Annotated in this window: 17 protein-coding genes; 15 read left to right on the top strand and 2 right to left on the bottom strand. The window is 43.2% G+C overall.

The genetic code is table 11. The features are described from left to right. The first annotated feature begins 168 nt into the window (after nucleotides 1-168). Both BMX56_RS26640 and BMX56_RS26635 read left to right on the top strand, forming a co-directional pair. Complete coding sequence (locus BMX56_RS26640; protein WP_090652754.1) at nucleotides 169-1797, top strand: acyl-CoA carboxylase subunit beta; 1629 nt, start codon at nucleotides 169-171, stop codon at nucleotides 1795-1797. Nucleotides 1798-1888: 91 nt separating this feature from the next. Next, nucleotides 1889-2323 (top strand): DUF3592 domain-containing protein, encoded by a 435-nt coding sequence (locus BMX56_RS26635; protein WP_090652753.1) that lies wholly within the window; start codon nucleotides 1889-1891, stop codon nucleotides 2321-2323. Between the two features lie 242 nt (nucleotides 2324-2565). Here the strand turns inward: BMX56_RS26635 and BMX56_RS26630 are convergent, their stop codons facing one another. Next, complete coding sequence (locus BMX56_RS26630) at nucleotides 2566-3135, bottom strand: OmpH/Skp family outer membrane protein (RefSeq protein ID WP_090652752.1); 570 nt, start codon at nucleotides 3133-3135, stop codon at nucleotides 2566-2568. Nucleotides 3136-3313: 178 nt separating this feature from the next. Between BMX56_RS26630 and BMX56_RS26625 the strand changes: the two genes are divergently transcribed. From BMX56_RS26625 to BMX56_RS26605, 5 genes are all read left to right on the top strand, one after another. Then, the gene (locus BMX56_RS26625) at nucleotides 3314-4486 is read left to right on the top strand and encodes a dipeptidase (RefSeq protein ID WP_090652751.1); all 1173 of its coding nucleotides are present in this window, start codon (nucleotides 3314-3316) and stop codon (nucleotides 4484-4486) included. 32 nt (nucleotides 4487-4518) lie between these two features. Next, nucleotides 4519-5436: an energy transducer TonB gene (locus tag BMX56_RS26620; protein ID WP_090652750.1), complete on the top strand. Its 918-nt coding sequence runs from the start codon at nucleotides 4519-4521 to the stop codon at nucleotides 5434-5436. Between the two features lie 97 nt (nucleotides 5437-5533). Beyond that, a complete protein-coding gene (gene trxB, locus BMX56_RS26615) occupies nucleotides 5534-6490 on the top strand; it encodes a thioredoxin-disulfide reductase (RefSeq protein WP_090652749.1) in 957 nt (318 codons plus the stop codon). Between the two features lie 232 nt (nucleotides 6491-6722). Beyond that, nucleotides 6723-9023 carry a family 20 glycosylhydrolase gene (locus BMX56_RS26610; RefSeq protein ID WP_090652765.1) on the top strand — a complete coding sequence of 767 codons (2301 nt, stop codon included), beginning with the start codon at nucleotides 6723-6725 and terminating at the stop codon, nucleotides 9021-9023. 19 nt (nucleotides 9024-9042) lie between these two features. Beyond that, nucleotides 9043-9804 carry a hypothetical protein gene (locus tag BMX56_RS26605; RefSeq protein ID WP_143065537.1) on the top strand — a complete coding sequence of 254 codons (762 nt, stop codon included), beginning with the start codon at nucleotides 9043-9045 and terminating at the stop codon, nucleotides 9802-9804. Between the two features lie 144 nt (nucleotides 9805-9948). On the opposite strand, the gene BMX56_RS26600 is transcribed toward BMX56_RS26605, so the two are convergent. Next, nucleotides 9949-10851: an AraC family transcriptional regulator gene (locus BMX56_RS26600; protein WP_090652747.1), complete on the bottom strand. Its 903-nt coding sequence runs from the start codon at nucleotides 10849-10851 to the stop codon at nucleotides 9949-9951. A gap of 427 nt (nucleotides 10852-11278) precedes the next feature. Here BMX56_RS26600 and BMX56_RS26595 point away from each other — a divergent pair, with 427 nt between their 5' ends. The 8 genes from BMX56_RS26595 to BMX56_RS26560 all read left to right on the top strand — a co-directional run bounded on the left by BMX56_RS26595 (nucleotide 11279) and on the right by BMX56_RS26560 (nucleotide 23575). Then, nucleotides 11279-12061, top strand: a complete 783-nt coding sequence (locus BMX56_RS26595) for an SDR family NAD(P)-dependent oxidoreductase (RefSeq protein WP_090652746.1) — start codon at nucleotides 11279-11281, stop codon at nucleotides 12059-12061. A 26-nt stretch (nucleotides 12062-12087) separates the two neighbouring features. Further along, nucleotides 12088-13317: an enolase C-terminal domain-like protein gene (locus BMX56_RS26590; protein WP_090652745.1), complete on the top strand. Its 1230-nt coding sequence runs from the start codon at nucleotides 12088-12090 to the stop codon at nucleotides 13315-13317. Between the two features lie 137 nt (nucleotides 13318-13454). Next, nucleotides 13455-15110 (top strand): sodium:solute symporter, encoded by a 1656-nt coding sequence (locus BMX56_RS26585; protein ID WP_090652744.1) that lies wholly within the window; start codon nucleotides 13455-13457, stop codon nucleotides 15108-15110. Nucleotides 15111-15117: 7 nt separating this feature from the next. Then, entirely contained in the window at nucleotides 15118-15600 is a 483-nt protein-coding gene (locus tag BMX56_RS26580) for an L-rhamnose mutarotase (RefSeq protein WP_177183930.1), read from the top strand. A gap of 486 nt (nucleotides 15601-16086) precedes the next feature. Beyond that, complete coding sequence (locus tag BMX56_RS26575) at nucleotides 16087-16674, top strand: sigma-70 family RNA polymerase sigma factor (RefSeq protein ID WP_090652743.1); 588 nt, start codon at nucleotides 16087-16089, stop codon at nucleotides 16672-16674. A gap of 107 nt (nucleotides 16675-16781) precedes the next feature. After that, nucleotides 16782-17930, top strand: a complete 1149-nt coding sequence (locus tag BMX56_RS26570) for a FecR family protein (protein ID WP_090652742.1) — start codon at nucleotides 16782-16784, stop codon at nucleotides 17928-17930. Between the two features lie 194 nt (nucleotides 17931-18124). After that, a complete protein-coding gene (locus BMX56_RS26565) occupies nucleotides 18125-21652 on the top strand; it encodes a TonB-dependent receptor (RefSeq protein ID WP_255369928.1) in 3528 nt (1175 codons plus the stop codon). A 12-nt stretch (nucleotides 21653-21664) separates the two neighbouring features. Then, entirely contained in the window at nucleotides 21665-23575 is a 1911-nt protein-coding gene (locus BMX56_RS26560) for a RagB/SusD family nutrient uptake outer membrane protein (RefSeq protein WP_090652741.1), read from the top strand. Nucleotides 23576-23605 lie beyond the last annotated feature (30 nt).

Raw genomic sequence — 23605 nt, 5'->3', positions numbered from 1 at the left:
AATGACCAATGACCAATGACCAATGACCAATGACCAATGACCAATGACCAATGACCAATGACCAATGACCAATGACCAATGACCAATGACCAATGACCCAATGAAAACGAAAAATTATCTTTACAACGGTAATTATCCCTAAATTACGTTTTCTATTATATACCAATTATGGATCTGTCATTCAATATAAATGAAGATATAAACAAGCAGCTTGTTTATGAGCTTAAAACCCGGCTTAAAAAAGTTTACCTCGGTGGTGGCGAAAAGGCTGCTTTGAAACAAAAAGAAAAAGGCAAAATGCTGGCGCGCGAGCGGGTGGCCTATTTGATAGATAAAGATAAACCCTGGCTGGAGGTTGGCGCGTTTACTGCCGATGGCATGTATGCCGAGCATGGCGGCTGCCCGTCTGGTGGTGTTATTTGCGGTATTGGCTATGTATCGGGCAGGCAATGTGTAATTGTGGCCAATGATGCCACGGTTAAGGCTGGCGCCTGGTTCCCGATAACAGCCAAGAAAAATTTACGCGCCCAGGAAATAGCCATGGAAAACCGGTTGCCTATCATTTACCTGGTAGATTCGGCAGGGGTGTATTTGCCTTTGCAGGATGAGATATTCCCGGATAAAGAACATTTCGGCCGCATTTTCAGGAATAACGCCATGATGAGCAGTATGGGTATCGTCCAGATTTCGGCCATCATGGGCTCATGCGTGGCGGGTGGGGCGTACTTACCTATTATGAGCGATGAGGCTATGATTGTAGAGGGCACCGGATCGGTTTTCCTGGCAGGATCGTACCTGGTAAAATCGGCCATAGGCGAGGATGTGGATAACGAAACCCTGGGCGGCGCTACCACGCATTGCGAAATTTCGGGCGTTACCGATTATAAACAACCTAACGACCAGGCTTGCCTCGATTCTATCCGTAATATCATGAGCATGGTGGGCGACTATAACAAGGCCGGGTTCGACAGGATTAAGCCGCTTGCCCCCAAATTAGATCCCAAAGATATTTACGGCATTTTGCCCGATAACCGCGAGAAGGCTTACGATATGCGCGAGATTATTTTGCGGTTGCTTGATGATTCGGTTTTTGAAGAATATAAGGAAGGTTATGGCCAATCCATCATTTGCGGTTTGGGCCGAATTGATGGCTGGGCAGTAGGCATTGTGGCTAACCAGCGTAAGGTGATTAAATCGAAAAAAGGAGAAATGCAGTTTGGCGGCGTCGTTTATTCCGACTCGGCCGATAAGGCAACCCGTTTTATTATGAACTGTAACCAGAAGAAAATTCCGCTGGTATTTTTGCAGGATGTTACCGGTTTTATGGTAGGCAGCCGCAGCGAACAGGGAGGCATTATAAAAGATGGCGCCAAAATGGTAAACGCGGTAGCCAATTCGGTAGTGCCTAAGTTTACCATAGTTATAGGCAACTCGTACGGTGCGGGTAACTACGCCATGTGCGGCAAGGCCTACGATCCCAGGTTGATATATGCCTGGCCATCGGCAAAAATAGCCGTTATGGGGGGCGCGCAGGCAGCTAAAGTGCTGGTGCAAATGCAGTCGGCAGGGTTAAAGGCTAAAGGGGAGTTGGTGGATGAAGTGAAAGAGCAGGAACTGTTAAAACAAACCACTGACAGGTATAACAGCCAAACCACACCATACTATGCAGCTGCACGGCTTTGGGTTGATGGCATTATCGATCCGCTGGAAACCCGTAAGGTAATATCCATGGGGATAGAAGCGGCTAACCACGCGCCCATTGAGAAGGCCTTTAATGTGGGGGTGATACAGACGTAATGGTGAGAGGTGTGTAAAATAGCCGTCAAGTTAATCAAAATCCAAAAAATCTGATCAATCTGCTTAATCGCGGTTCAGAAAAAAACGCATTATGAATGCAACAATTAATGAGTTAATATTATTGGCCGGTGGAACTTTCCTCACGGTTTTGGGTATTGGCAAAATAATAGAGGTACGTAAATTGTACAAAACGGGTACAAGGGCGATTGGTACGGTAGTAGCCCTTGAAGAAATTGCTGAACGCCCTTCAAGGGGAGATACACCGATGATTATGTATTACCCGCTTATAAAGTACATGGCATCAGATAACCAATGGATGACTGTGAGGTATGATGTGGGCACAAACCCCGCAAGTTATAGAGAAGGCGATAGAGTAAAAATTATATATGACGGGGCTGACTACAAGCGTGTTATTATTGATAACAGTTTTAGCCGGTTAATAGGCTTTGGGATAATGATCTTGGGCATATGTTTAATTATTGGCGTAGCTGTATATTACATCCTGAATCAATATCAACCGACCTGAAAAATCAACTGAAATTAACGGGATCAAAAAATAACCAGTCAAAATAGAGGCCACTAACCACTCACCAATTGAAAAAGTGTTTAATGCGCGGGTAATACATACATAGTATCAAGACACCGCGTTGTGAAAATGAAATCTACACAGCGCCCCGCTCTTTCCCACTTAAGCTCTATCGAAATGACGTCTTCTTTTATTAGAAAGATGTGTACACACAGTAGCCCACACATATTCGGCTTACCGGGTTACTTCATCGAAGCAGGAGCTGCTTCCTTTTTATATTCGTCATTTAGGCCGGTAAGTACCTCTTTGGTCACATCAAGGCTTTCGTCACCATAAAGCATGGATGGGTTTGCCTTTGAGTAGGTAAGTACAATTTTATAGCCTTTTGTTTTAGTATAAGTTTTTAGGTATGCTGCAATATGGTCGTAAAGCTTGGTGTTTTGCTCAGCTTCTTCATCCTGCAATTGCTTGCCTGTGTTTTGGGAAAGGGCCTGCAACGACTGTTGTTTTGCTGCCAGGCGTTTTTCTGTCGCGGTACGTTGTGCCAGGCTAAGCGAAGCCGCGCTTTTCTGGTAAGCGGCTACTTCTTTTTGAAATGCTGTGCCCTTTGCCGTAATCTCGGCCTGTGCTTTTTGCGAAAGGTCCTGCAGTTTAAATTTTACGGCTTTATAGTAGTCGTAATTGTTAATAAGCGAATCTGAATTAACAAAAACGATAGTATTGGCAGTGCTGGTAACGGCGGCAGGACCAGTTTGCGCAATTGCTGCAAGCGAGCTCAATATAACAGAGGCGGTGATGATAAGAGACTTCATAATTTATCAATTTAAAAGCTGCGAAGTTACGGCTTAAAAATAAAAGGGCCTGCCCGTATCGTAAAAAATAAATATATCTTTCATCATTTGTTGTTTTTACGTTTTAAGGGTCGGTCATAATTCCATTACATTTCTATAAAAAAGCATATAATATCTCTGAAATTTTTATCTTGACGCGATGAAAAAACTGCTGTTGCCTTTACTTTTCTTTTCTTTAAAGCTTTGCGCGCAGGATGCCGCTAAAATTCACCAAAAAGCAATTTTAATAGATACCCATAACGATGTATTATCTAACGAACTGATTACGAAGTTTGATTTGGGTAAACGGCAAGCCGAGGGCGATTTTGATTTGGTACGCGCCAAAGAGGGAGGGCTGGATGCGCAGATTTTCTCTATCTGGTGTGGCGAAAATTATGGTAAAGGTACCGCCTTTGCTTTTGCCAATCGCGAAATTGATTCTTTGTACGCACTTATTAAACGCTATCCGGATAAAATTACGCTGGTACACAACAGCGCCGAACTTAAAAAAGCAGTAGGCCAAAAAAAGCTGGCCGCGTTGATCGGGGTTGAAGGCGGCCACATGATTGAAGACCGCATGGACTACATTGACAGCCTGGCCAAACGGGGCATGAATTATTTAACCCTCACCTGGAACAACAGCACCTCGTGGGCAACTTCGGCCCGCGATGAGGTGACTAAAAAAGACAGCCTGAAGTTTTTAGGCCTCACCGACTATGGTAAGCAGATTGTTAAACACCTGAATCAATTGGGGGTTATGGTTGATGTATCGCACGTGGGCGAACGTACCTTTTACGATGTGCTGGCTACCACCACCAAGCCCGTTATTGCATCGCATAGCTGCGCCTGGAGTATCGACCCCAGCAGGCGCAATATGAAAGACGATCAGCTGAAAGCCCTGGCCAAAAACGGGGGAGTGATCTGCCTTAATTTTTACAGCGGCTTTGTAGATAGTACCTATTCATCAAAGGTGGCAATGTTTTTACATCAGCATAAAGCCGAGCTGGACTCCCTCGTCAAAATTTACCACGATGGCGACCTGGCCAACATCCGGCTGAACTCGATGTATAAAGCCGAATCGGACAAAATTCGCCCGCCGCTGAGTTTACTCATCCATCATATTGATTTCATAGTAAAACTAATAGGGGTTGATCATGTAGGCATCGGCTCGGATTTTGACGGCGCCGAATCCTATCCGCTGGGACTTGATAGCGTGAGCGATTATCCAAAAATCACCGAAGAACTGCTGAAACTAAACTACACTGAAAAAGATATCGATAAAATTTTAGGCGGCAATGTGATGCGGGTTTTAAAGGCAAATACAGGGAAATAATTATATTTGCGGTAACCTTAAGTTATCACTATATGATTATTAAAAAATTACTCTTCGTTGCATTATTAATAATTTCTATCGGTCATAAGCTTTACGCCCAGTCGCCTTTCATGTTTTACATAACAGAGTCGGGCGATCACACCGACAACAAAGCATTGGCTGCGTCTTATGCCGTTGTTGAAAAACTTCCCGGCGATTCTGTGTGGTCGGTAAAGCAGTTTAACATGAGGGATATCATCCTTACATCCGGATTCTTTAAAGACGAAACACTGTCTGTACCTACCGGTAAGTTTATTTATTACCATAAAGTCGATTTTAGCCCGGATATTAATTACCGTGCAAATGGGATAGCAGATACATTAAACCACATTCAAACTACCGGCTATTTTGTTGACGGCGAGAAAAGCGGCGTTTGGACGGATTATAGTTTTGGCCGCAAAACAGAATTGCACACGTATAACAAAGGCAGGTTAAATGGTTTGTGCCAACTTTATGGCAATGATGGCAACGTATCTTTAGAAGGATATTATGTAAACGATCATAAAGAAGGTGAATGGTGCGGATTGGATGCCGAAGGCTTTGTGAATTTTACTGATGCTTACAATAAAAAAGGCATTAACATAAAGCATACCAATTATCTTGAAAATAACTACAGGCCGCCGGTAATGCCATTTGACTTGCATACCTATTTAAGGAAGCGTACCGCAGGTTTTAAAACCCCCGATCACACAGGCACCCTGGTACTGGATTTGAAAATTAGCAAAGATGGCGTAGTGACAGATGTTAAGGTGGCACAAATTGTCGACACAAACTTTGATGAATTAATGGTTAATGCTTTCATGAATTCGCCAAAATGGAAACCCGCAACTTATAAAGGACAAAAGGTTGATTCGAAGTTTAGGCTTACATTCAATATTATTGATGTGATCCGTCCCGAGACAATTTATTAAATGGCAGATTAGCTGAAATTAGCGATTGATAATAGTTTACCTGTTACTGACCCAATGGATTGACTTTTTTTATAAATTTGTGCCTCATTTATAACAAATGTCTGAAGAATTAGAACACGTAAAATGCCTGATCATAGGATCGGGTCCGGCAGGATATACTGCTGCCATATATGCCTCAAGGGCCGATCTTAAACCGGTAATGTATACTGGTTTACTGGCCGGCGGGCAACTAACACAAACAACCGACGTAGAAAACTTCCCTGGTTATCCGGAAGGCATTATGGGCCCCGAAATGATGGAAGATTTCAGGAAACAGGCCGAACGCCTGGGTACCGACATCCGTTTTGGCTACGTAAGCTCGGTTGACTTTACCAGCCTGCCGCATAAAGTGGTGGTTGATGGGGTGAAAACCATTCTTGCCGATACTGTTATCGTTTCAACAGGTGCATCAGCCAAATGGCTTGGCTTGCCTTCGGAGCAAAAATACAGTGGCTTTGGTGTTTCGGCCTGTGCTGTATGCGATGGCTTCTTTTTTAAAGGCCAGGATGTAGCCATTGTAGGCGCCGGCGATACCGCCGCCGAAGAAGCTACTTATCTTGCCAAATTATGCCGCAAGGTTTACATGATTGTTCGCCGCGATGAATTCCGTGCTTCAAAAGCAATGGTGCACCGCGTGAAAAATACACCCAATATCGAAATCCTTTACAATACCGAAACCAAAGAAATTCTTGGCGATGGCCAAAGCGTAACGGCGGTTAAGGTAATTAACAACATTACCAATATTGAAACCGACCTTGACGTTACCGGTTTTTTTGTGGCGATAGGCCATCATCCCAATACCGACATTTTTAAAGGCTGGTTACATATGGACGAGACTGGTTATATTATTACCCGCCCCGGATCAACAGAAACCAACGTAGAGGGCGTATTTTGCTGCGGCGATGCCCAGGATCATATTTACCGCCAGGCTGTAACAGCCGCAGGTACAGGCTGTATGGCCGCTATTGATGCCGAGCGTTACCTTGCCGGTAAAGAGCATGTGGTAACGGCGTAGGCCCCACCCAATCCTCCCCTGAAGGGAGAGGATTTCTAAAAATAGAAAAGGTCATTTGGTAAACAGATGGCCTTTTCTATTTTTAGAAATCCTTTTGTTAAAAGAAGAACGAGGGTTCGAAGGGCACGGGTATCGGGAAAAGGCAACATTCATGCTTTTGTTACAAAGGAAAACTTCTTATAATTTTTTAAAAAGTTATATATTCACGGCTCAGTACCAATCTCATACTACTATGCTCAAAAAAACTGTCGTGATGCTAAGCGCATTGTTAACCGTGTTTACTATTGTTAAAGCTCAGGATACCGATCCGTATGCGGGGATTATCCCGGCGCCGGTGTCGCTCACAAAAGCCCCCGGAACTTTCCTGTTCAGCCAGGAAACAAAGGTGCAGGCCGATTCGCCCTCAAACAAAGCCGTGCTGTTTTTTAAGGATTACCTGGCTGACAGCCAGGCGTACAACGCGGCCATTGTCGCAAAAAACGCCGGGGTAGCTTCTAATATTATCACATTAACATCAGCCGGTACCGATAACCTGCCAGCCGAAGGTTACCGCCTAATCATTACACCGCAGCAAATTACTGTTGCCGGTAAAGGAGCCGGTTTGTTTTACGGCATTCAAACGCTTATCCAGCTATTCCCTGCCGTTAGGGCTGCCACGGCCAAATTGCCTTGTGTGCAGATTGAGGATTATCCCCGTTTTGGCTACCGTGGCGCTATGCTTGATGTAGGCAGGCATTTTTTTGGCGTAGAGATGGTTAAAAAATATATCGACCTGCTGGCAGCCTACAAGCTAAACAACTTTCACTGGCACCTTACTGAAGACCAGGGCTGGCGTATCGAGATAAAAAAATATCCAAAGCTTACGCAAATCAGCAGTATGCGTGCGCAGACGCTCATTGGCGGCTACCGCGATAAAACACCGCAGCAATTTGACGGCACCCCTTACGGAGGATTTTACACCCAGGATCAAATCCGCGATGTAATAAAATATGCTGCCGCCAGGTACATCAACATCGTACCCGAAATTGAAATGCCCGGCCACTCGCAGGCCGCATTGGCCGCTTATCCTGAACTAAGCTGCGATCCAACAAAAACTTACAAGCCTGCCGAAACCTGGGGGGTATTCAATGATATCTACTGCCCATCCGATAAAACATTTGCCTTTATCCAGGATGTTTTAACCGAGGTGATGGCGCTGTTCCCCAGCAAATACATCCACATTGGTGGCGACGAAGCCCCGAAGGATGCCTGGAAACAATCGGCATTTTGCCAGCAGCTGATTAAGAAATTAAAACTGAAGGATGAAAATGAGCTGCAAAGCTATTTTATACAACGGGTTGAAAAATTTGTAAATTCCAAAGGCCGCAACATCATTGGCTGGGACGAGATTTTAGAAGGCGGACTTGCACCTAACGCTGCTGTAATGAGCTGGCGTGGCGAAGAAGGCGGTATTGCAGCCGCCCAGCAAAAACATAACGTGATTATGACACCTGGCAGCCACGGCCTTTATATAGACCATGGGCAGGGCAAACCAAGCCAGGAGCCGCTAAGCATTGGGGGTAACGAGCCATTATCAAAAATTTACAGCTACGATCCAACTCCCGAAGCTTTAACCCCCGAACAAAAAACTTACATTATGGGGGTACAGGCCAACCTTTGGACCGAATATGTAGCAACCGAAGCTAAGGTAGAATTTATGCTGCTGCCGCGCTTAATGGCCTTATCTGAGATAGCATGGAGCCCGTTGGCTAACAAAAACTTTAAAGATTTTAGCGAAACCCGCTTGCCATCGCACTTGGCCTGGCTGGATAAAAACAACCTGGATTACCATGTGCCGGTTGCTATTGGGGCAAAAGATACTGTAATGATTGGTTCGCAGGTAAGCGTGAACCTGAAATCGCCGGTTGATGGCGCAAAAATTTACTATACTATTGACGGCTACACACCGCGCGAAACCGATTTGGAGTATCATATCCCCATGAACTACGATGTACCAGCCGACCAGTACCGCGAGTTACAAACCATTGTAATTACCCCATCGGGCAAGCGTAGCAACATTACCCGCACATTGATTTACAATAAAGCACCTTTTGCAGCCGTTAACTATACAGGCAACGCAAGTGGCCTTAAATACCAATTATTTACCGGCACTTTTGGCAGCACCAGCCAATTAATAGGCTTGCCAACTGATAGCGGAGCAGTAAAAAACTTTAGTACAACAGATTTCAGGAAAAGTAAGGGTAAGTTTGGTGTAATTTACAACGGATTTATTAATATTGAGGCTGATGGCAACTATGGCTTCTCAACATTATCGGCCAATGGTTCGGTTTTGTTGATAGATGACCAGGTTGTGGTTGATAATGATGGCAAGCATTTGGCCAACGAGCAATTTGGCGCTGCCCCTTTATTAAAAGGTTACCACAAGTTTACACTTAAATATGTAGACGCCGGTGGCAACAATACGTTGAAGGTTTTTATATCGGCACCAGGCAAAACCAAGGCCGAGTTGACAGCCGATGTGCTGAAAAATTAACAGAAGGATAAAACTTATAATGGTCAGAAGATTTTATTATATAGCTTTTTTAATGGCCGCGGTAACTATAGCCGGCTGTGGGGGGAATCAATCTAAAACAGCCGGCCCTCCAGCAACGCCTAAAGCGCCAGAACTGATGAAGCCATTCAGGTACCATAAAATGATTGAGGTTTCGCCGGGGCAAACTTATGACGTGTTTAGCTGGGGCAGGGGATCGCAGGAGGCAGGTGCGTTTATGATCTTGCATTCAGATTCGTCGGCCATTAAATATACCACCACAACCGGCGACCTTGATGGCCAGATCACCGACGTTTATAACTCGGATATGGACGTTGATGGCAACCCTGAAATATTGATAGCTGTTAAATCAAAAGATACCATTAACCGTACGGGTATTTACGCCTATGAGTTTAATAACGAAAGTAAAGCCAATAAACTCGATTTCCCTAAACTAAACAGCTCACAGCGCAAAGGGTACCGGGGCGATGATAATTTTTACATTCGCGATGGCAAACTCATTCGTGAATTTCTGATTTATAAAGGCAGTGGTAAAGATGCAACTTCAACCGGAGCGAAGCGGCAGCTTGAATATGGATTAAGCCGCAACGAATTTACCGTAAAGCAACTAAGCAAAGATTCTGTTGATGTGGCTCCAAAAGGGACTACGGCGAATGCCGCGCCAAAGAAGCAGGATGATAAGCCAGCAACCAAGAAATCTGAGAAGAAAAGTTCTTCTAAATCAAGCAAAAAGAAGAAGCACAAAAGACATCATAGCGATTAAGCTATTGTCTAATTCTTATAGTTTTAACAAAGGCGCATTAATGCGCCTTTGTTGTTAAAAATGAGTTAACTGAAGAAGGTTGCGCTTATAACTAAGCTATGAAGCTCATTATTGCAGGATCATAACACAAATGGGGTGTCTGTATCATCCCGTATTCTTCGCTGTAACGCGGTATTGCTCGGGCGATGAGCCAATATATTTTTTAAAAATGCGCGAAAAGTAATAAGGGTCTTCATAGCCAAGCCCGGCTGCTACAGCCTTTATTTTATCGCTATTGGCATATAATAGCTGACAGGCCTTTTGCATTTTTAAGTGAATAAAATAATCAATAGGGGGCATACCGGTGGCTTTACGAAACAGGTTAGAAAAATGTGATACCGATAAACTATGCTTGCCGGATATGTCTTCCACGCTTAGTTTTTTGTTTAGGTTACTGCGCATGAAGTGGACAGTTTTGGTGATGATATCACCTTCATCATCGGTATTATGGCGGATGTGCCGCTCCGGCATCAAAAAAGTAGCTATAATATGGTACAGGCAAAAGCACGCGCTGTTAATGTTTTCAAGGCTGTAGCCCATCTCCAGGGTTTGGTAAATGTTTTGCCATATAGTAATCGCATTTTCGTTAAAAGGGATGTTTACCGGGCCGCGGCCGATACTTAAGTTGAGCGATTTGTTGAAGCTTTCTATATTATCGCCCGTGAAATGTACCCAGTAAATGGTCCACGGGTCGGCATTATCGGCCCAATACCTCATATATTTATCAGTAGCCGGTATCAGTATAAACTGGTTGCTGCGTACTTCAAAGCGCTTGTTATCTACAATATAATGACCTTTTCCCTGTAAGCAGTAAATGAGTATGTTGTCTTCGCAGCCTTTGCGGCGTTCGCGATAATGAAATGCCGCCTTCGGGAAATAGCCTATATGTGTAATATAGATATGGAAAAGTTCGGGATGTCGCTGTTTGGCATCGCGCAGTACTTTTTGAGGAATGCTGATGAATTTTTCACCCTCAAAACCTTGCCGCCTTTTAAAGCTGTTATTCATCAAATATAGTATTAAGGAATAATTGGTGTTACAGTGGGATATTACATCAGCAGAAACATAGCATCCGGCATTTGAGTGCTATTATAGATAAAACATTCTATAAATTACAAACATTTACCCCGTATTGTAAACCTGCCACAACATTATGCCAATAAGCCACAATTTTGCTGATGGTTTAATGGAATAATCCATTAAAAAAAATGTTTTGGCTATTATAAACTCACAAACATCGGTTTACTTTTGGTTTGTTCATAACAACCAATATAACCAGCTCTGTTGATCTTGCTTTTAAAGTTTTGCCCCATTGGCGGTTGACGGCGGTAAACTATAAGTGGCCTGCTTCAAGCCTTTTATATGGTAAAAACATTACAGTTTAATTTTAAACCTGTGTACGCCGGGTTTGCTCCGGCTTCACTACAACATTTATATGCTATTAAAAAATAAAGTAATTTTTTTAACTGGCGGTACCGAAGGCATAGGCTTTGAGTGCGCTAAAATATACCATGCAGCCGGCGCCAAGCTGGCCATTATTTCCAATTCGGAGCGGAGCATTGATGAGGCCCGGTCAAAGCTGCAGTCACTTGATATCCTGTATCTTAAGGCCGATGTTTCAATAGCCGCTGCTATAAGGCAGGCTATTGCCAAAGCTGTAGATTATTTTGGTAAAATAGATGTGATTCATAATAACGCGGGCATCAGTAACCCTTCAAAAGCTGTTCATGAAACCACTGATGATGAGTGGGATGCTCTTTTTGATGTAAATGTGAAGGGTATATTTAACACCACCCGGTATGGAATTGATGAACTTAAAAAAACGCGTGGCAATATTCTAAACACCAGTAGTTTGGTTGGCGATATGGGGCAGGAGATTCATGCCGCATACAGCGCAACAAAAGGCGCTGTAAACGCTTTAAGCAAATCGATGGCGCTTGACTATGCCCCTTACGGTATCCGCGTAAATGCAGTAGCCCCGGCGGGTGTTTGGACACCCATGCTGCGGGCCTGGAGCCAGCAACAGCCCGACACCAATTCGATTGAAAATTACCTGGATAACATTCACGCCCTGGGCTATTGCCCCGAAGGCGATGTGGTGGCCGATGCCTGTTTGTTCCTTGTATCCGACCATGCCCGGTTTGTAACCGGCTGTATTTTACCCGTTACTGGCGGTGCCGAGTTAGGTTATCGCCGCGTGTTAAACCAAACCATTTAATCAATCTCCCAAAAACTTTATATAATATGATTAAAAATATACAGGTTGATGATATCCGTTATAAGCTTGATGGTGCGGCAGGTAGCGATGCCATTCATACCGATCCTGTTTACTCATACGCGGTAACCCGTTTATTTGACGATAGCGGCCATACAGGAGTCGGCTTTGCCTTTACATTGGGCGAGGGTAATGATTTGGTTTGCAAAGCTGCGCAATATTATGCCGATAAAATTAAAGGCAGGGATATTGAAGATACCATGGCCAATTTTGGCAATTTGTTCAAAAGCCTGTCTAACGATCAGCAGTTTCGTTGGTTGGGGCCGCATAAGGGAGTGGTGCATTTGGCGCTTGCTTCCGTAACCAATGCCTGTTACGACCTGTGGGCCAAAAAGAGGGGCCTGCCACTTTGGAAACTGTTAACTGACTTAAGCCCCGAACAAATTGTAGCTACTTTAGATATGTCGTACCTTGAAGATGAGTTGACTCATGAACAGGCTATCAACATGCTCAAAGAGCAACAACCCACCAAAACAATTCGTGAAAGCATTTTGCAAAAAGGTTATCCGGGGTATGATACATCCATAGGCTGGTTCAATTATTCGGATGAAAAAGTACGCGAAAACTGTAAAATTGCACTGGCCGAAGGTTTTACCGCAATGAAACTTAAAGTTGGCTCGGCCGACCCTGAAAGGGATATCCGCCGTGCGCATATTGTGAGGGAAGTTGCCGGCGATAATGTAAAAGTAATGCTGGATGCCAACCAGCAATGGAACCTGCCGCAGGCGGTATCGATATGCCATAAACTTAAAAGCATGAACCCGTACTGGATAGAGGAGCCAACTCACCCGGATGATGTTTTAGCCCATAAAACTCTGGCAGATACTATTTCGCCGTTAAAACTGGCTTTAGGCGAGCATGTGCCCAATAAAATCATTTTTAAAAATTATCTGCAAACCCGCTCGGCTTCATTTATCCAGGTAGATGCTGTAAGGGTAGGAGGTGTAAGCGAATTTATAACTGTAAGCCTGCTATGCAAAAAATACGGGGTACCTGTAGTGCCACATGTGGGCGATATGGGCCAACTGCATCAGCACCTGGTTTTGTTTAATCATATAGCAATTGGTCACGAGGCTTTATTTTTAGAGCATATTCCACACCTGCAAAAGCATTTTGTAAACCCTGTGAACATAACAGGTGGCGTGTACCAAACGCCACAGGAACCTGGGAGCAGTTGCGATTTGAAAATATTGGGTTAGTGAGTAATGAGTAGTGAGTAGTGAGTAGTGAGTAGTGAGTAGTGAGTAGTGAGTAGTGAGTGAAAATGGGCTTGTCAAATTAACGATTTAGCATTTACCAATTAGAGTTTAGAGTTTTAAAATTAGGATTTTTCCAGATGATACACACACCAGATTTGATCATTAGTGGCTTGTACATAGCGGCGATATTTATTATCGGCCTGTGGTCGGGTATTCGTCATCAGCAAAAAACAAAAAATAACAATAACGAGGCCGGCGAATATTTTTTGGCAGGTAAAAAGCTGCGCTGGCCAGTGATTGGCCTGGCCCTATTTGCTACAAATATTTCATGTGTGCACCTGGTGAGCCTTGCTCAAAGCGGGTTTGATACAGGCTTGCTTAACGGCGATTTTGAATGGATGGCGGCATTTACGCTAATCCTATTGGCTTTGTTTTTTGCACCTTTTTATATCAGATCAGGCGTATCAACACTGCCCGATTTTTTAGAAAAACGTTATGACAGGGCCAGCCGCGATTGGCTGGCTATTATATCGGTAGTATCGGCGGTACTAATTCATATTGCTTTTTCGTTGTTGGCGGGTGGCATAGTATTGCATACGCTGTTTGGGGTTGATATGTATACCAGTGTCATCATCATCTCTATTATTACTACTATATATACTGTAGTTGGCGGTTTAACGGCCGTGGTAGTTACCGAATCTATCCAAACCGTGGTGCTTTTAGGTGGCGCTATTATCATGAGCATTGCGGCTTATACCAAAATGGGTGGTTGGGAGCCAATGGTTGAGGTATTAAAACATACAGGGCAGCTTAATAAACTATCCATGCTTCGCCCTCATGGCGATGCCAGCGGTATGCCGTGGTATGCTGTGTTTTTAGGTTACCCCGTATTGGGCATCTGGTACTGGTGTGCCGACCAAACCATTGTGCAGCGCGTTTTAGGCGCCAAAGATGAAAACCATGCCAGGGTTGGTCCGTTGTTTTGCGGCTTTATCAAAATATTACCGGTTTTTATTTTTGTAATGCCGGGGCTGTTTGCCTATACACTGGCGCAAAGCGGACACCTGGATATTTCGGCTTTAAAAAGTGTGATTGATGGGAAAGAAGTGGTAAACAGCAAAGGAATTTATACGTTGATGATTACCCAGCTAATTCCTCCGGGGCTGATAGGCGTGCTTGTTGCCGCGTTATTATCCGGTTTAATGAGCCAGATATCGGGGGCGTTAAATTCAATATCAACCATTGTAAGCTACGATATTTATAAAAGATATAAACCCGAAGCAACAGACAAAAAACTGGTGAGCATTGGTAAAATAGCAGCCGCTGTGGCACTCGTTTTATCATTAATGCTGTTGCCGCTACTCAATAATTACGAAAGCATATTTAATGGTTTAAATGACATTATTGCCCACATAGCGCCGCCAATAACCTGTGTGTTTTTGTTAGGTGTTTTCTGGGAAAAGGCATCGGCCGTTTCGGCCAAATATACTTTATGGATAGGCTCGGCAATAGGGGTAGTGGTGTTCGTCATTGGCAAAGTTTACCCTGCAAGCGCAATTGGCTCAATTCCTTTTATGATGATGGCTTTTTATCTTTTTGTAGTGTGCCTGTGTTTACAGGTTGTATTATCATATATGTACCCCGTTCAGCATACCAAAGAAAGCGCTACCCTGTATTGGAAATCGCCCTGGGAACCTCTGCGCGGTGTAGCCTGGAGTGGGTTAGGTAGTTATAAAGTACTTTCGGTTTTGTTAATTGGCATAATGGCCGTATTGTTTTACATTTTTAGGTAATGGCATCATGAACAAAGTTCTCCTTCAAATCCAACGGTTTGCAATTATACTCATCAGTTGCATCATCGGCTTTTCTGCCTGTAAAAGTGGCAATAAGAAGGCCACCCTACAGCAGGATACTGCATCAGCAAAAGCAGTGCAGCACAAAAGTGTGCAGCGTTTTGGTATGGTAACCGGCTTAAAACCCGAAAAGATGGCCTATTATAAACAATTGCATTCGCATGCCTGGCCAGGAGTTTTGAAAAAGATAACTGAGTGCAATATTCGCAATTACTCCATCTATATTCAAAAAATAGATGGTAAGTATTTTTTGTTTAGTTACTTTGAATATGTGGGTGTTGATTTTAAGGGCGATATGGCCAAAATGGCCGCCGATACCACCACCCGACGCTGGTGGAAAGAAACCGATCCAACGCAAATACCTCTACCTGAAGCTGCTGCGCACAAACAGCAATGGCAAGCCATGGATGAGGTGTTTCATATGAATTAAAACCTTTGCACAAGCCAAATTGCAAAAAAACTTACCTGTTTTATAAACTGATTAAAATTTTAGAAGTGTATTGAAAATAAAGAGTTGTTTTAACAGCGAATATTCCATTGTTAGTGAAAAACGTAATGTTTAACTTTAAGGGATTTTATTTAGTTTTGATTTTAAACTGTCGGCGCTATGAGCCGCTTTTTCGTTATAAACCTAACGTTGTTTTTTAAGCTTTAATTGCACCTTACTTATAGATATTTTAGCCTTTGGGAAAGATCCTGATAGGATCTATAAATAGATTATGAGCCCGAATAGTATAGGATATAAAACTGAATGAATTGATATTTAACCTGCTAACTTAAAATATGAGGAAAACTTTACTTTTTAACAAAAACATCATTCTTTTTGAACTGTGTCCGTTTAACCCGTTGGTGAAAAACGCGATATGCCCTGTTAATCACGTAAACCACACCCGCTAAATGAAAAAGGTGGGCGGTTATGTTTAACTACGGCGTATACACAGATGAGCAGCTTACCGCCCTTTTAAAAGAGGGGGACCACGCTGCCTATACCGAAATTTACAGGCGGTACTGGAAAAAATTGCTGTTAATAGCCTGGAACCACAGTAAAGATCAACTTGCTGCAAAGGATATTGTACATGATGTATTTATATCGTTGTGGGAAAGGTATACCGATGTCGAGATCAATAACCTATCCGCCTTCCTGGCAACCTCAGTGAAATTTACCGTTTACAAGTATTACCAAAAAGAGCAACGCAGGAACGACCTCGCTTTACAAAATTACGAATATGAAGCTACCGTAAACGATGAAGATAAGCTCGACGCGATTTTTTTGCAGGAATACGTAAACGGAATTGTTGAAAAAATGCCCGAGAAATGCCGCCTGGTGTTTGGCTACAGCCGCAATTTGGGAATGAAAAATTCGGAGATAGCAACCAAAATACAAATTACCGAGAAGGGGGTAGAGGCAAACCTTACCCGTGCACTCCGTATTATCAGGGGTGAACTTAAAAATCACGGCTGGATACTCATCATAGCCATTCATATCCATCGGCTTTTCAAATAAAAGAGAAGAGCACTTCTGCCTTTTTTTAATTAAATAAACTTTTTTTTTAAACCATGTAGGGTATCGTTCTTTTCGCGGTACATCTATATACTAAAGCGCAATACCAATTGAACCGCCAAACCATTTACAAGTTAATACGTAAGTATAAAGATAATACTGCGACCGAATCGGAAAAGGAAACTTTAACCGAATGGTACCGTCGTGTAGCCAACCAGGATGCCGAATTTCCCGACGACGAAGAAAGTGTTGAGGAAGAAATGCTCTTGCGCCTGAATCAGCAAACTAAACCTCAAAAACCGCATCGCTTTTTTTTGAAGCGCTGGTCAGTTGCAGCATCTATACTTTTTTTGCTTTCTGCAGGAGCCATTTTTTTTATAAAAAAAAATGGGAGTATGCAGAAGCCGGAATTAGCTCATAATACGATAATTGCACCAGGCGGAAACAAAGCTATCCTAACGTTGGCCAATGGTCAAAAAATATCGCTTACAGACGCACAAAAAGGACAAATAATTCAGCAAAAAGGTGTTCAGATATCGAAAACTGCCGATGGTCAGGTGGTTTACACCGCAGCAACCGACAGTAAAGAAAGTTCGGGCGCGATTGCTGTAGCACAATATAACACGATGGAAACACCCAGGGGTGGCCAATTTCAATTGTTTTTGCCCGATGGCACCAGGGTATGGCTTAACGCGGCTTCTTCGTTAAAATACCCGATAGATCTTGGGTCGGCCGGCGAGCGCAGAGTAGAATTGAGTGGTGAGGCCTATTTTGAGGTAGCCCATAATAAAGACAGGCCGTTCCGGGTAATTACCAATAGGCAGGTAGTTGAAGTTTTGGGCACCCACTTCAATGTTAGCGCTTATAATGATGAACCGAATACAAAAACCACATTGCTTGAAGGATCGGTGAAAGTTACCGGCGGCGATAAAAGCGCCATGTTAAAGCCAGGTCAGGAAGCAAGCCTTACAGACCATTTTAAAGTATCTGATGTGGATACTGAAGAAGCCGTAGCCTGGAAGAATGGCTATTTCAGGTTTGACGATGAGCGCTTAGAAACAGTTATGCGCAAAGTGTCCCGCTGGTACAATGTAGATGTTGTTTACCGGGATAACGATGTTAAGGACGATCTGTTTGCCGCGGTAACTACCCGCTTTGCTAATATATCAACTTTGCTTAAAATAATGGAACAAACCGGCGACGCGAGTTTCAGTATTGAAGGATCAAAGATTATTATAAGCAAAAAAGTAACAAAGTAAACTGTCAAAACCAATAATAACCAATTATCAACCCTAAATTAAAACCAGCATTATGAAGAAAAACACTACCTGAAGAGTAAAAGATAGCTTATGATATAAGTAAGATCAGGAACACTCGCGATGTTCCCGATCTAATAGCTTATAAGCTAAAATGCTAATGTGACTCCACCTTTTAACTTTAACAGCCTTAACAAATGTATAAAAATTTTACTACAAACATTTGTATGCCTTCGGGCTACATCAAGAAATTTCTGCTCATAATGAAGATGACAAGCTTTATGCTCATGCTTGCTTTTATGCAGGTGAGCGCAGCGGTTTTTTCACAAAAAATCACTTATGTAAATAAGGATGCTACGCTAAAGCAAGTATTTAAACAAATTAATAAACAAACCGGGTACAATATTTTCTGGTCGCCTAAAACCATTAACAGCAATCATAAAATAGATGCTGCTTTTAAAGATGCGTCTATTGACCAGGTGCTTGCTTCTTGTTTAAAAGACTTTAGGCTAACTTATTTAATTGAAGGTAAATCGGTAATCATTAAAGATGCGCCGAGTGTGAATACCTCTGCCATCCCGGTTGAAGTTATAGTTGATATAACGATAACGGGTACAGTGAAAAATGAAAAGGGCGAGGCCCTGGCCGGGGTTACCATCGCAGCTACCGGCGACAAAAAATCTGGTACGCTAACTGATAACAACGGAAAGTTTGTTTTGGATGTAAAAGATGGTACAGAAGTTAAAATTTCTTATATCGGTTACAAAACCCAAACAATTACAGTTGCGGCTGGCAAAAAAGTTTACAATGTGATCATGGTTGAAGACGTTACGGCAGCCGAAACGGTAGTTGTAACGGCTTACGGCCGGAAACAGCTAAAGGAAGCCATTGTAGGTTCGGTTACAACGGTAAAGCCCGGCAATTTAAAAATACCTGCAAGTAACTTAACCAACGCGTTGGCAGGGCAGGTTGCTGGTGTAATTGCATTTACCCCAAGCGGCCAACCCGGTCAGGATAATGCCAAATTCTTTATCAGGGGAGTAACTACTTTTGGTTATAAGCAGGATCCGCTGATTTTGATAGATAACGTTGAGTTAACTACTAATGACCTTGCACGTTTAAACGTGGATGATATCGAAAGTTTTTCGGTACTGAAGGATGCAAGCGCCACCGCCCTTTACGGCGCCAGGGGGGGGAATGGCGTAATTTTGGTGAAAACCAAAGAAGGTAAAGCAGGTAAAGCCCAAATTAATGTGCGGGTTGAGAACTCACAATCGCAATCGGTAAAAACCATTGCACTTGCAGACCCCATTACCTATATGCGGCTTTTTAACGAAGCTACGCGCACTCGTTACCCCTTAGACCCGCTCCCGTATGATGAAAACAAAATCATTAACACACAGGCAACTATTAACCATGTTCCCGGCAGTAACCAGTACGTTTACCCCGCTACCGATTGGTTGGGCATGTTGTTTAAAAAACGCGCCAATACGCAGCGCGCCAATTTAAGCTTACAAGGGGGAGGTGGCGTTGCCCGCTACTATGTTGCTGGTGCATTCACAAATGATAACGGCATTTTACGCACCGATATCAGGAACAATAACAACAACAACGTTAATTATAAAACATACCAGTTACGATCGAACGTAAATATTAACGTAACCAGTAAAACGGAGTTGATCATTCGATTATCAGGTACTTTTGGCGAATATAATGGCCCGCTTACTTATGATGGTACCCAGCAAACCCAGCTTTATAACCTGGCCTCACATACCAGCCCGGTTGATTTTCCGGCTTATTACCCGGCCGATTCTGCCAACCTGCGTACACAGCACATCTTATTTGGTAATTCGCCGGCAACATCCAATACCGATGGCGGCAGCCGGTACATAAATCCATATGCCGAGTTATTAAAAGGGCACCAGAATTCGTCGGAATCGAGAATGCTTGCGCAGCTGGAGTTAAACCAGAACCTGGATTTTTTGACATCAGGTTTAAATTTTCATGCAATTATGAGCACCAACAGGCACTCATTTTTCCAATCGTATTTAAGTTACAGCCCTTTCTATTACAATGCCATCAACTACGATAAAACTACCAATACCTACCAGCTAAACTGGATAAATAACCTGCCTACGGGCAATAACGTAGCAAGGGAATATTTACAATATAACTCATTCGGTAACAATGCAAGCTCGTTCCTGTATTTGCAAGGCGTACTGGATTACGCCCATGCTTTTGCGGTAGACCATAATGTGAGCGCCGCTTTGATTGGAACCGAACAACAAACACTTAACGGACCTGCAAGTTCACTATTTAATTCATTGCCTTTCCGTAATCAAACACTGGCAGGTAGGGCAACCTACTCATATAAAGGGAGATATTATCTTGAATTTAACTTTGGTTTAAACGGATCAGAGCGTTTCTCGGCTGCTCATCGTTATGGATTTTTCCCAACAATCGGCGCATCCTGGATTATATCAGACGAAAAATTCTGGGGCGATTTGTATAATGTGTTTGACAGGTTTAAACTGCGCGGCAGTTATGGCCTGGTTGGTAACGATGCCATTAGCGACAGGAGGTTTTTCTATTTATCGGATGTAAACCTTAATGGCGGCAACTATGCCAGCTTTGGTCAAAATAATGGTTACTACCGCAATGGTGTAAGCATCAATAACTACGAAAACGACGATGTAACCTGGGAAACATCAAAGCAAACCAATTTAGGGATTGAATTTACCTTGCTTAAAAAGATTAACGTAATTGCTGAGGTTTATAAGAACAACAAATACAATATCCTTCAGGACCGTTCTTCTATCCCATCAACTATGGGTCTTGAATCGGGCATCTCTGCCAACATTGGCAAAGCCGAATCAAAGGGTATCGATATATCGGTAGATGGTAAAGAAAACATTGGCAGGGATTTTTCTTTACAGATGAGAGGAAATTTTACTTATTCAACCAATAAATATACCCAGTTTGAAGCTCCCGATTATGCCGAGTCTTACAGGCACCAGGTGGGCCAGCCAATTAACCGCCAATTTGGTTACGTTGCCGAAAGGTTGTTTGTTGACGATAACGAAGCGGCCAACTCACCTTCGCAGATATTTAGTACAGGCGGCTTTCCTCCAAAGGGCGGCGATATTAAATACCGCGATTTAAATGGCGACGGTAAAATTGACGGCGCCGATCAAACCTTTATCGGCAATCCAACTATACCACAAATAGTTTATGGTTTTGGTTTATCTGCCAGTTATAAAAACTTTGATCTTTCCGGGTTTTTCCAGGGGCAGGCAAAGGTGTCGTTTTTTATTAACCCGGCTACAACAGCGCCGTTCATAAAAAGCCCCGAGTCATACTACACTGGTAATACGCAAGTGTTGCAGGCATACGCCAACGATCATTGGAGCGAAGATAACCAAAACTTGTACGCGTTATACCCAAGGCTTGGCCCGGATGGTGCGTCTATCGAAAACAACAGGCAAAACAGTACCTGGTGGTTGCGCGATGGCAGTTTCCTGAGGCTTAAATCTATTGAGGTTGGCTATACTTTGCCGCAAAGGATATCAAAAGCCTTACTGGTGAAAAATGCACGAATCTATTTTAACGGCTTAAACATGTTTACCTGGAGCCCATTCAGATTATGGGATCCGGAATTGGGGGGTAACGGATTTGCATACCCTATTCAAAAGGTGTTTAACATAGGTTTAAATGTCAATTTATAACATTAAATAAATATGAAATCATATTATAAATATTTGTTCATGACAATCTTCGCAATCTCTTGCGTGTCATGTAAAAAGTACCTGGATGTTACACCTGATAATGTTGGTACCATAGACTATGCCTTCAGGAACCGGAATGAAGCAGAAAATTACCTGTTTACCTGTTACGCTACCATACAGCAGTTAACGTACGTGCAAAATAACCCTGGTTTTACCACTTCGGGCGAGATCATATTCCCAAACAACCTAACAGATTTCCAGGGGATTGATCCAACCGGATTTAACCTGATAAGGGGTACGCAAAACGCGGGCAATCCCGGTCTTAACTATTGGGATGGTTACAATGGAGGGCAGGCAACCTGGAAAGCTATCAGGCGGTGCAATACCATGCTGGAGAATATAAACAAACCTATTGACCTGGGTGCAGATGAAAAGAAAAGATGGATAGCCGAGGTGAAGTTTTTGAAAGCCTATTATCATTTTGTACTCTTCAGGTTATATGGCCCCATTCCGATTGTTGATGTAAACCTGCCAATTAATAGTTCGACCGACGAAGTGAGGGTAAAAAGAGCGCCGGTTGATTCGGTTGTAAATTATATGGTAAGGCTGCTTGATCAGGCTGCTGTAGATTTGCCCCCTGTTATACTTAACCCTACGAAAGAGCTTGGTCGTATTACCCAGCCTATTGCGCTGGCGGTTAAAGCTCAAATATTGGCCACAGCCGCAAGTCCGCTTTTTAACGGAAATCCTGATTATATCAGTGTGAAAAATAAAGATGGTAAAGCGCTTTTTCCTGCAGCTTATGACGCTACCAAGTGGGACAAGGCAGCCGCCGCTTGTTTGGCTGCAATTACCAATGCCGAAGCAAATGGCGCTGCATTGCACAAGTTTATTGCCACAGCCAGTGTTAATGGCCTTAACGATTCATTAAAAACAGTATTAGACCTGCAAACAACAATTACCGAAAAATGGGAACTTAATACCGAGACAATATGGGCATTAAACCCTGTATTCCCGGATCAGAGTTATTGTATGCCAAGGCTTACGTCAAAAGCTGCTGCCAACCCCTCGTTCCAGGGAACTTTTGCAGTACCGATACAGGAACAGGAGTTGTTTTACACTCACAATGGCGTGCCTATAAATGAGGATAAAACCTGGGATTACCTGAACCGTTATGACACCCGCACAGGCGATGATGCCAACAGGTTTTATATAGGGAACGGCTACACAACGGTTAAAGCACACTTTGACCGCGAACCGAGGTTTTATGCCGACATAGCTTTTGATGGCGGTACATGGTTTGGTAACGGAAAACTGGATCAAAATTCGCAATACTACGTTCAGGCACGGGGAAGTGGCGCACTGGCCGGACCAACAGATAGGGTAAGGTTAAACATTACCGGTTACTGGCCCAAGAAACTGGTAAACTATTTAACTGTATATGACGATGGTTATACCATTGCCGATTATCGTCTTCCTTTAATAAGGTTAGCAGGAATGTATCTGCTTTATGCCGAGGCATTGAACGAGCAAGGAAAAGCTACCGCAGAAGTGCTGCCATGGATTGATAAAGTTAGGGCAAGGGCCGGATTAAAAGGGGTTGCCGAATCATGGACCACCTACTCAAAAGAACCTTCAAAGTACACCACCCAGGCTGGTCTTCGCCAGATCATTCACCAGGAATCACGTATCGAACTTGCGTTTGAATGCACGCCAGGTTGGGATCTTCGCCGCTGGAAAGAATTGCCGTTGGCCCTAAGCAAGCCACTGCAAGGCTGGAATATTTACGAATCATCGGCAACAAATTATTACCGCCCCGCCACCATGGTTATTCCAATATTTAATGTCAGGAATTATTTGTGGCCTATACTAAGTGACGACCTGGTTGTTAATAATAACCTGGTTCAGAATTTAAACTGGTAAGTTAAGTGTTTAATAATCATATCATTAAAT

It is taken from the genome of Mucilaginibacter sp. OK283 (assembly GCF_900110415.1).
Classification (GTDB): domain Bacteria; phylum Bacteroidota; class Bacteroidia; order Sphingobacteriales; family Sphingobacteriaceae; genus Mucilaginibacter.
This window is presented reverse-complemented; position numbering and strand designations above follow the sequence as displayed.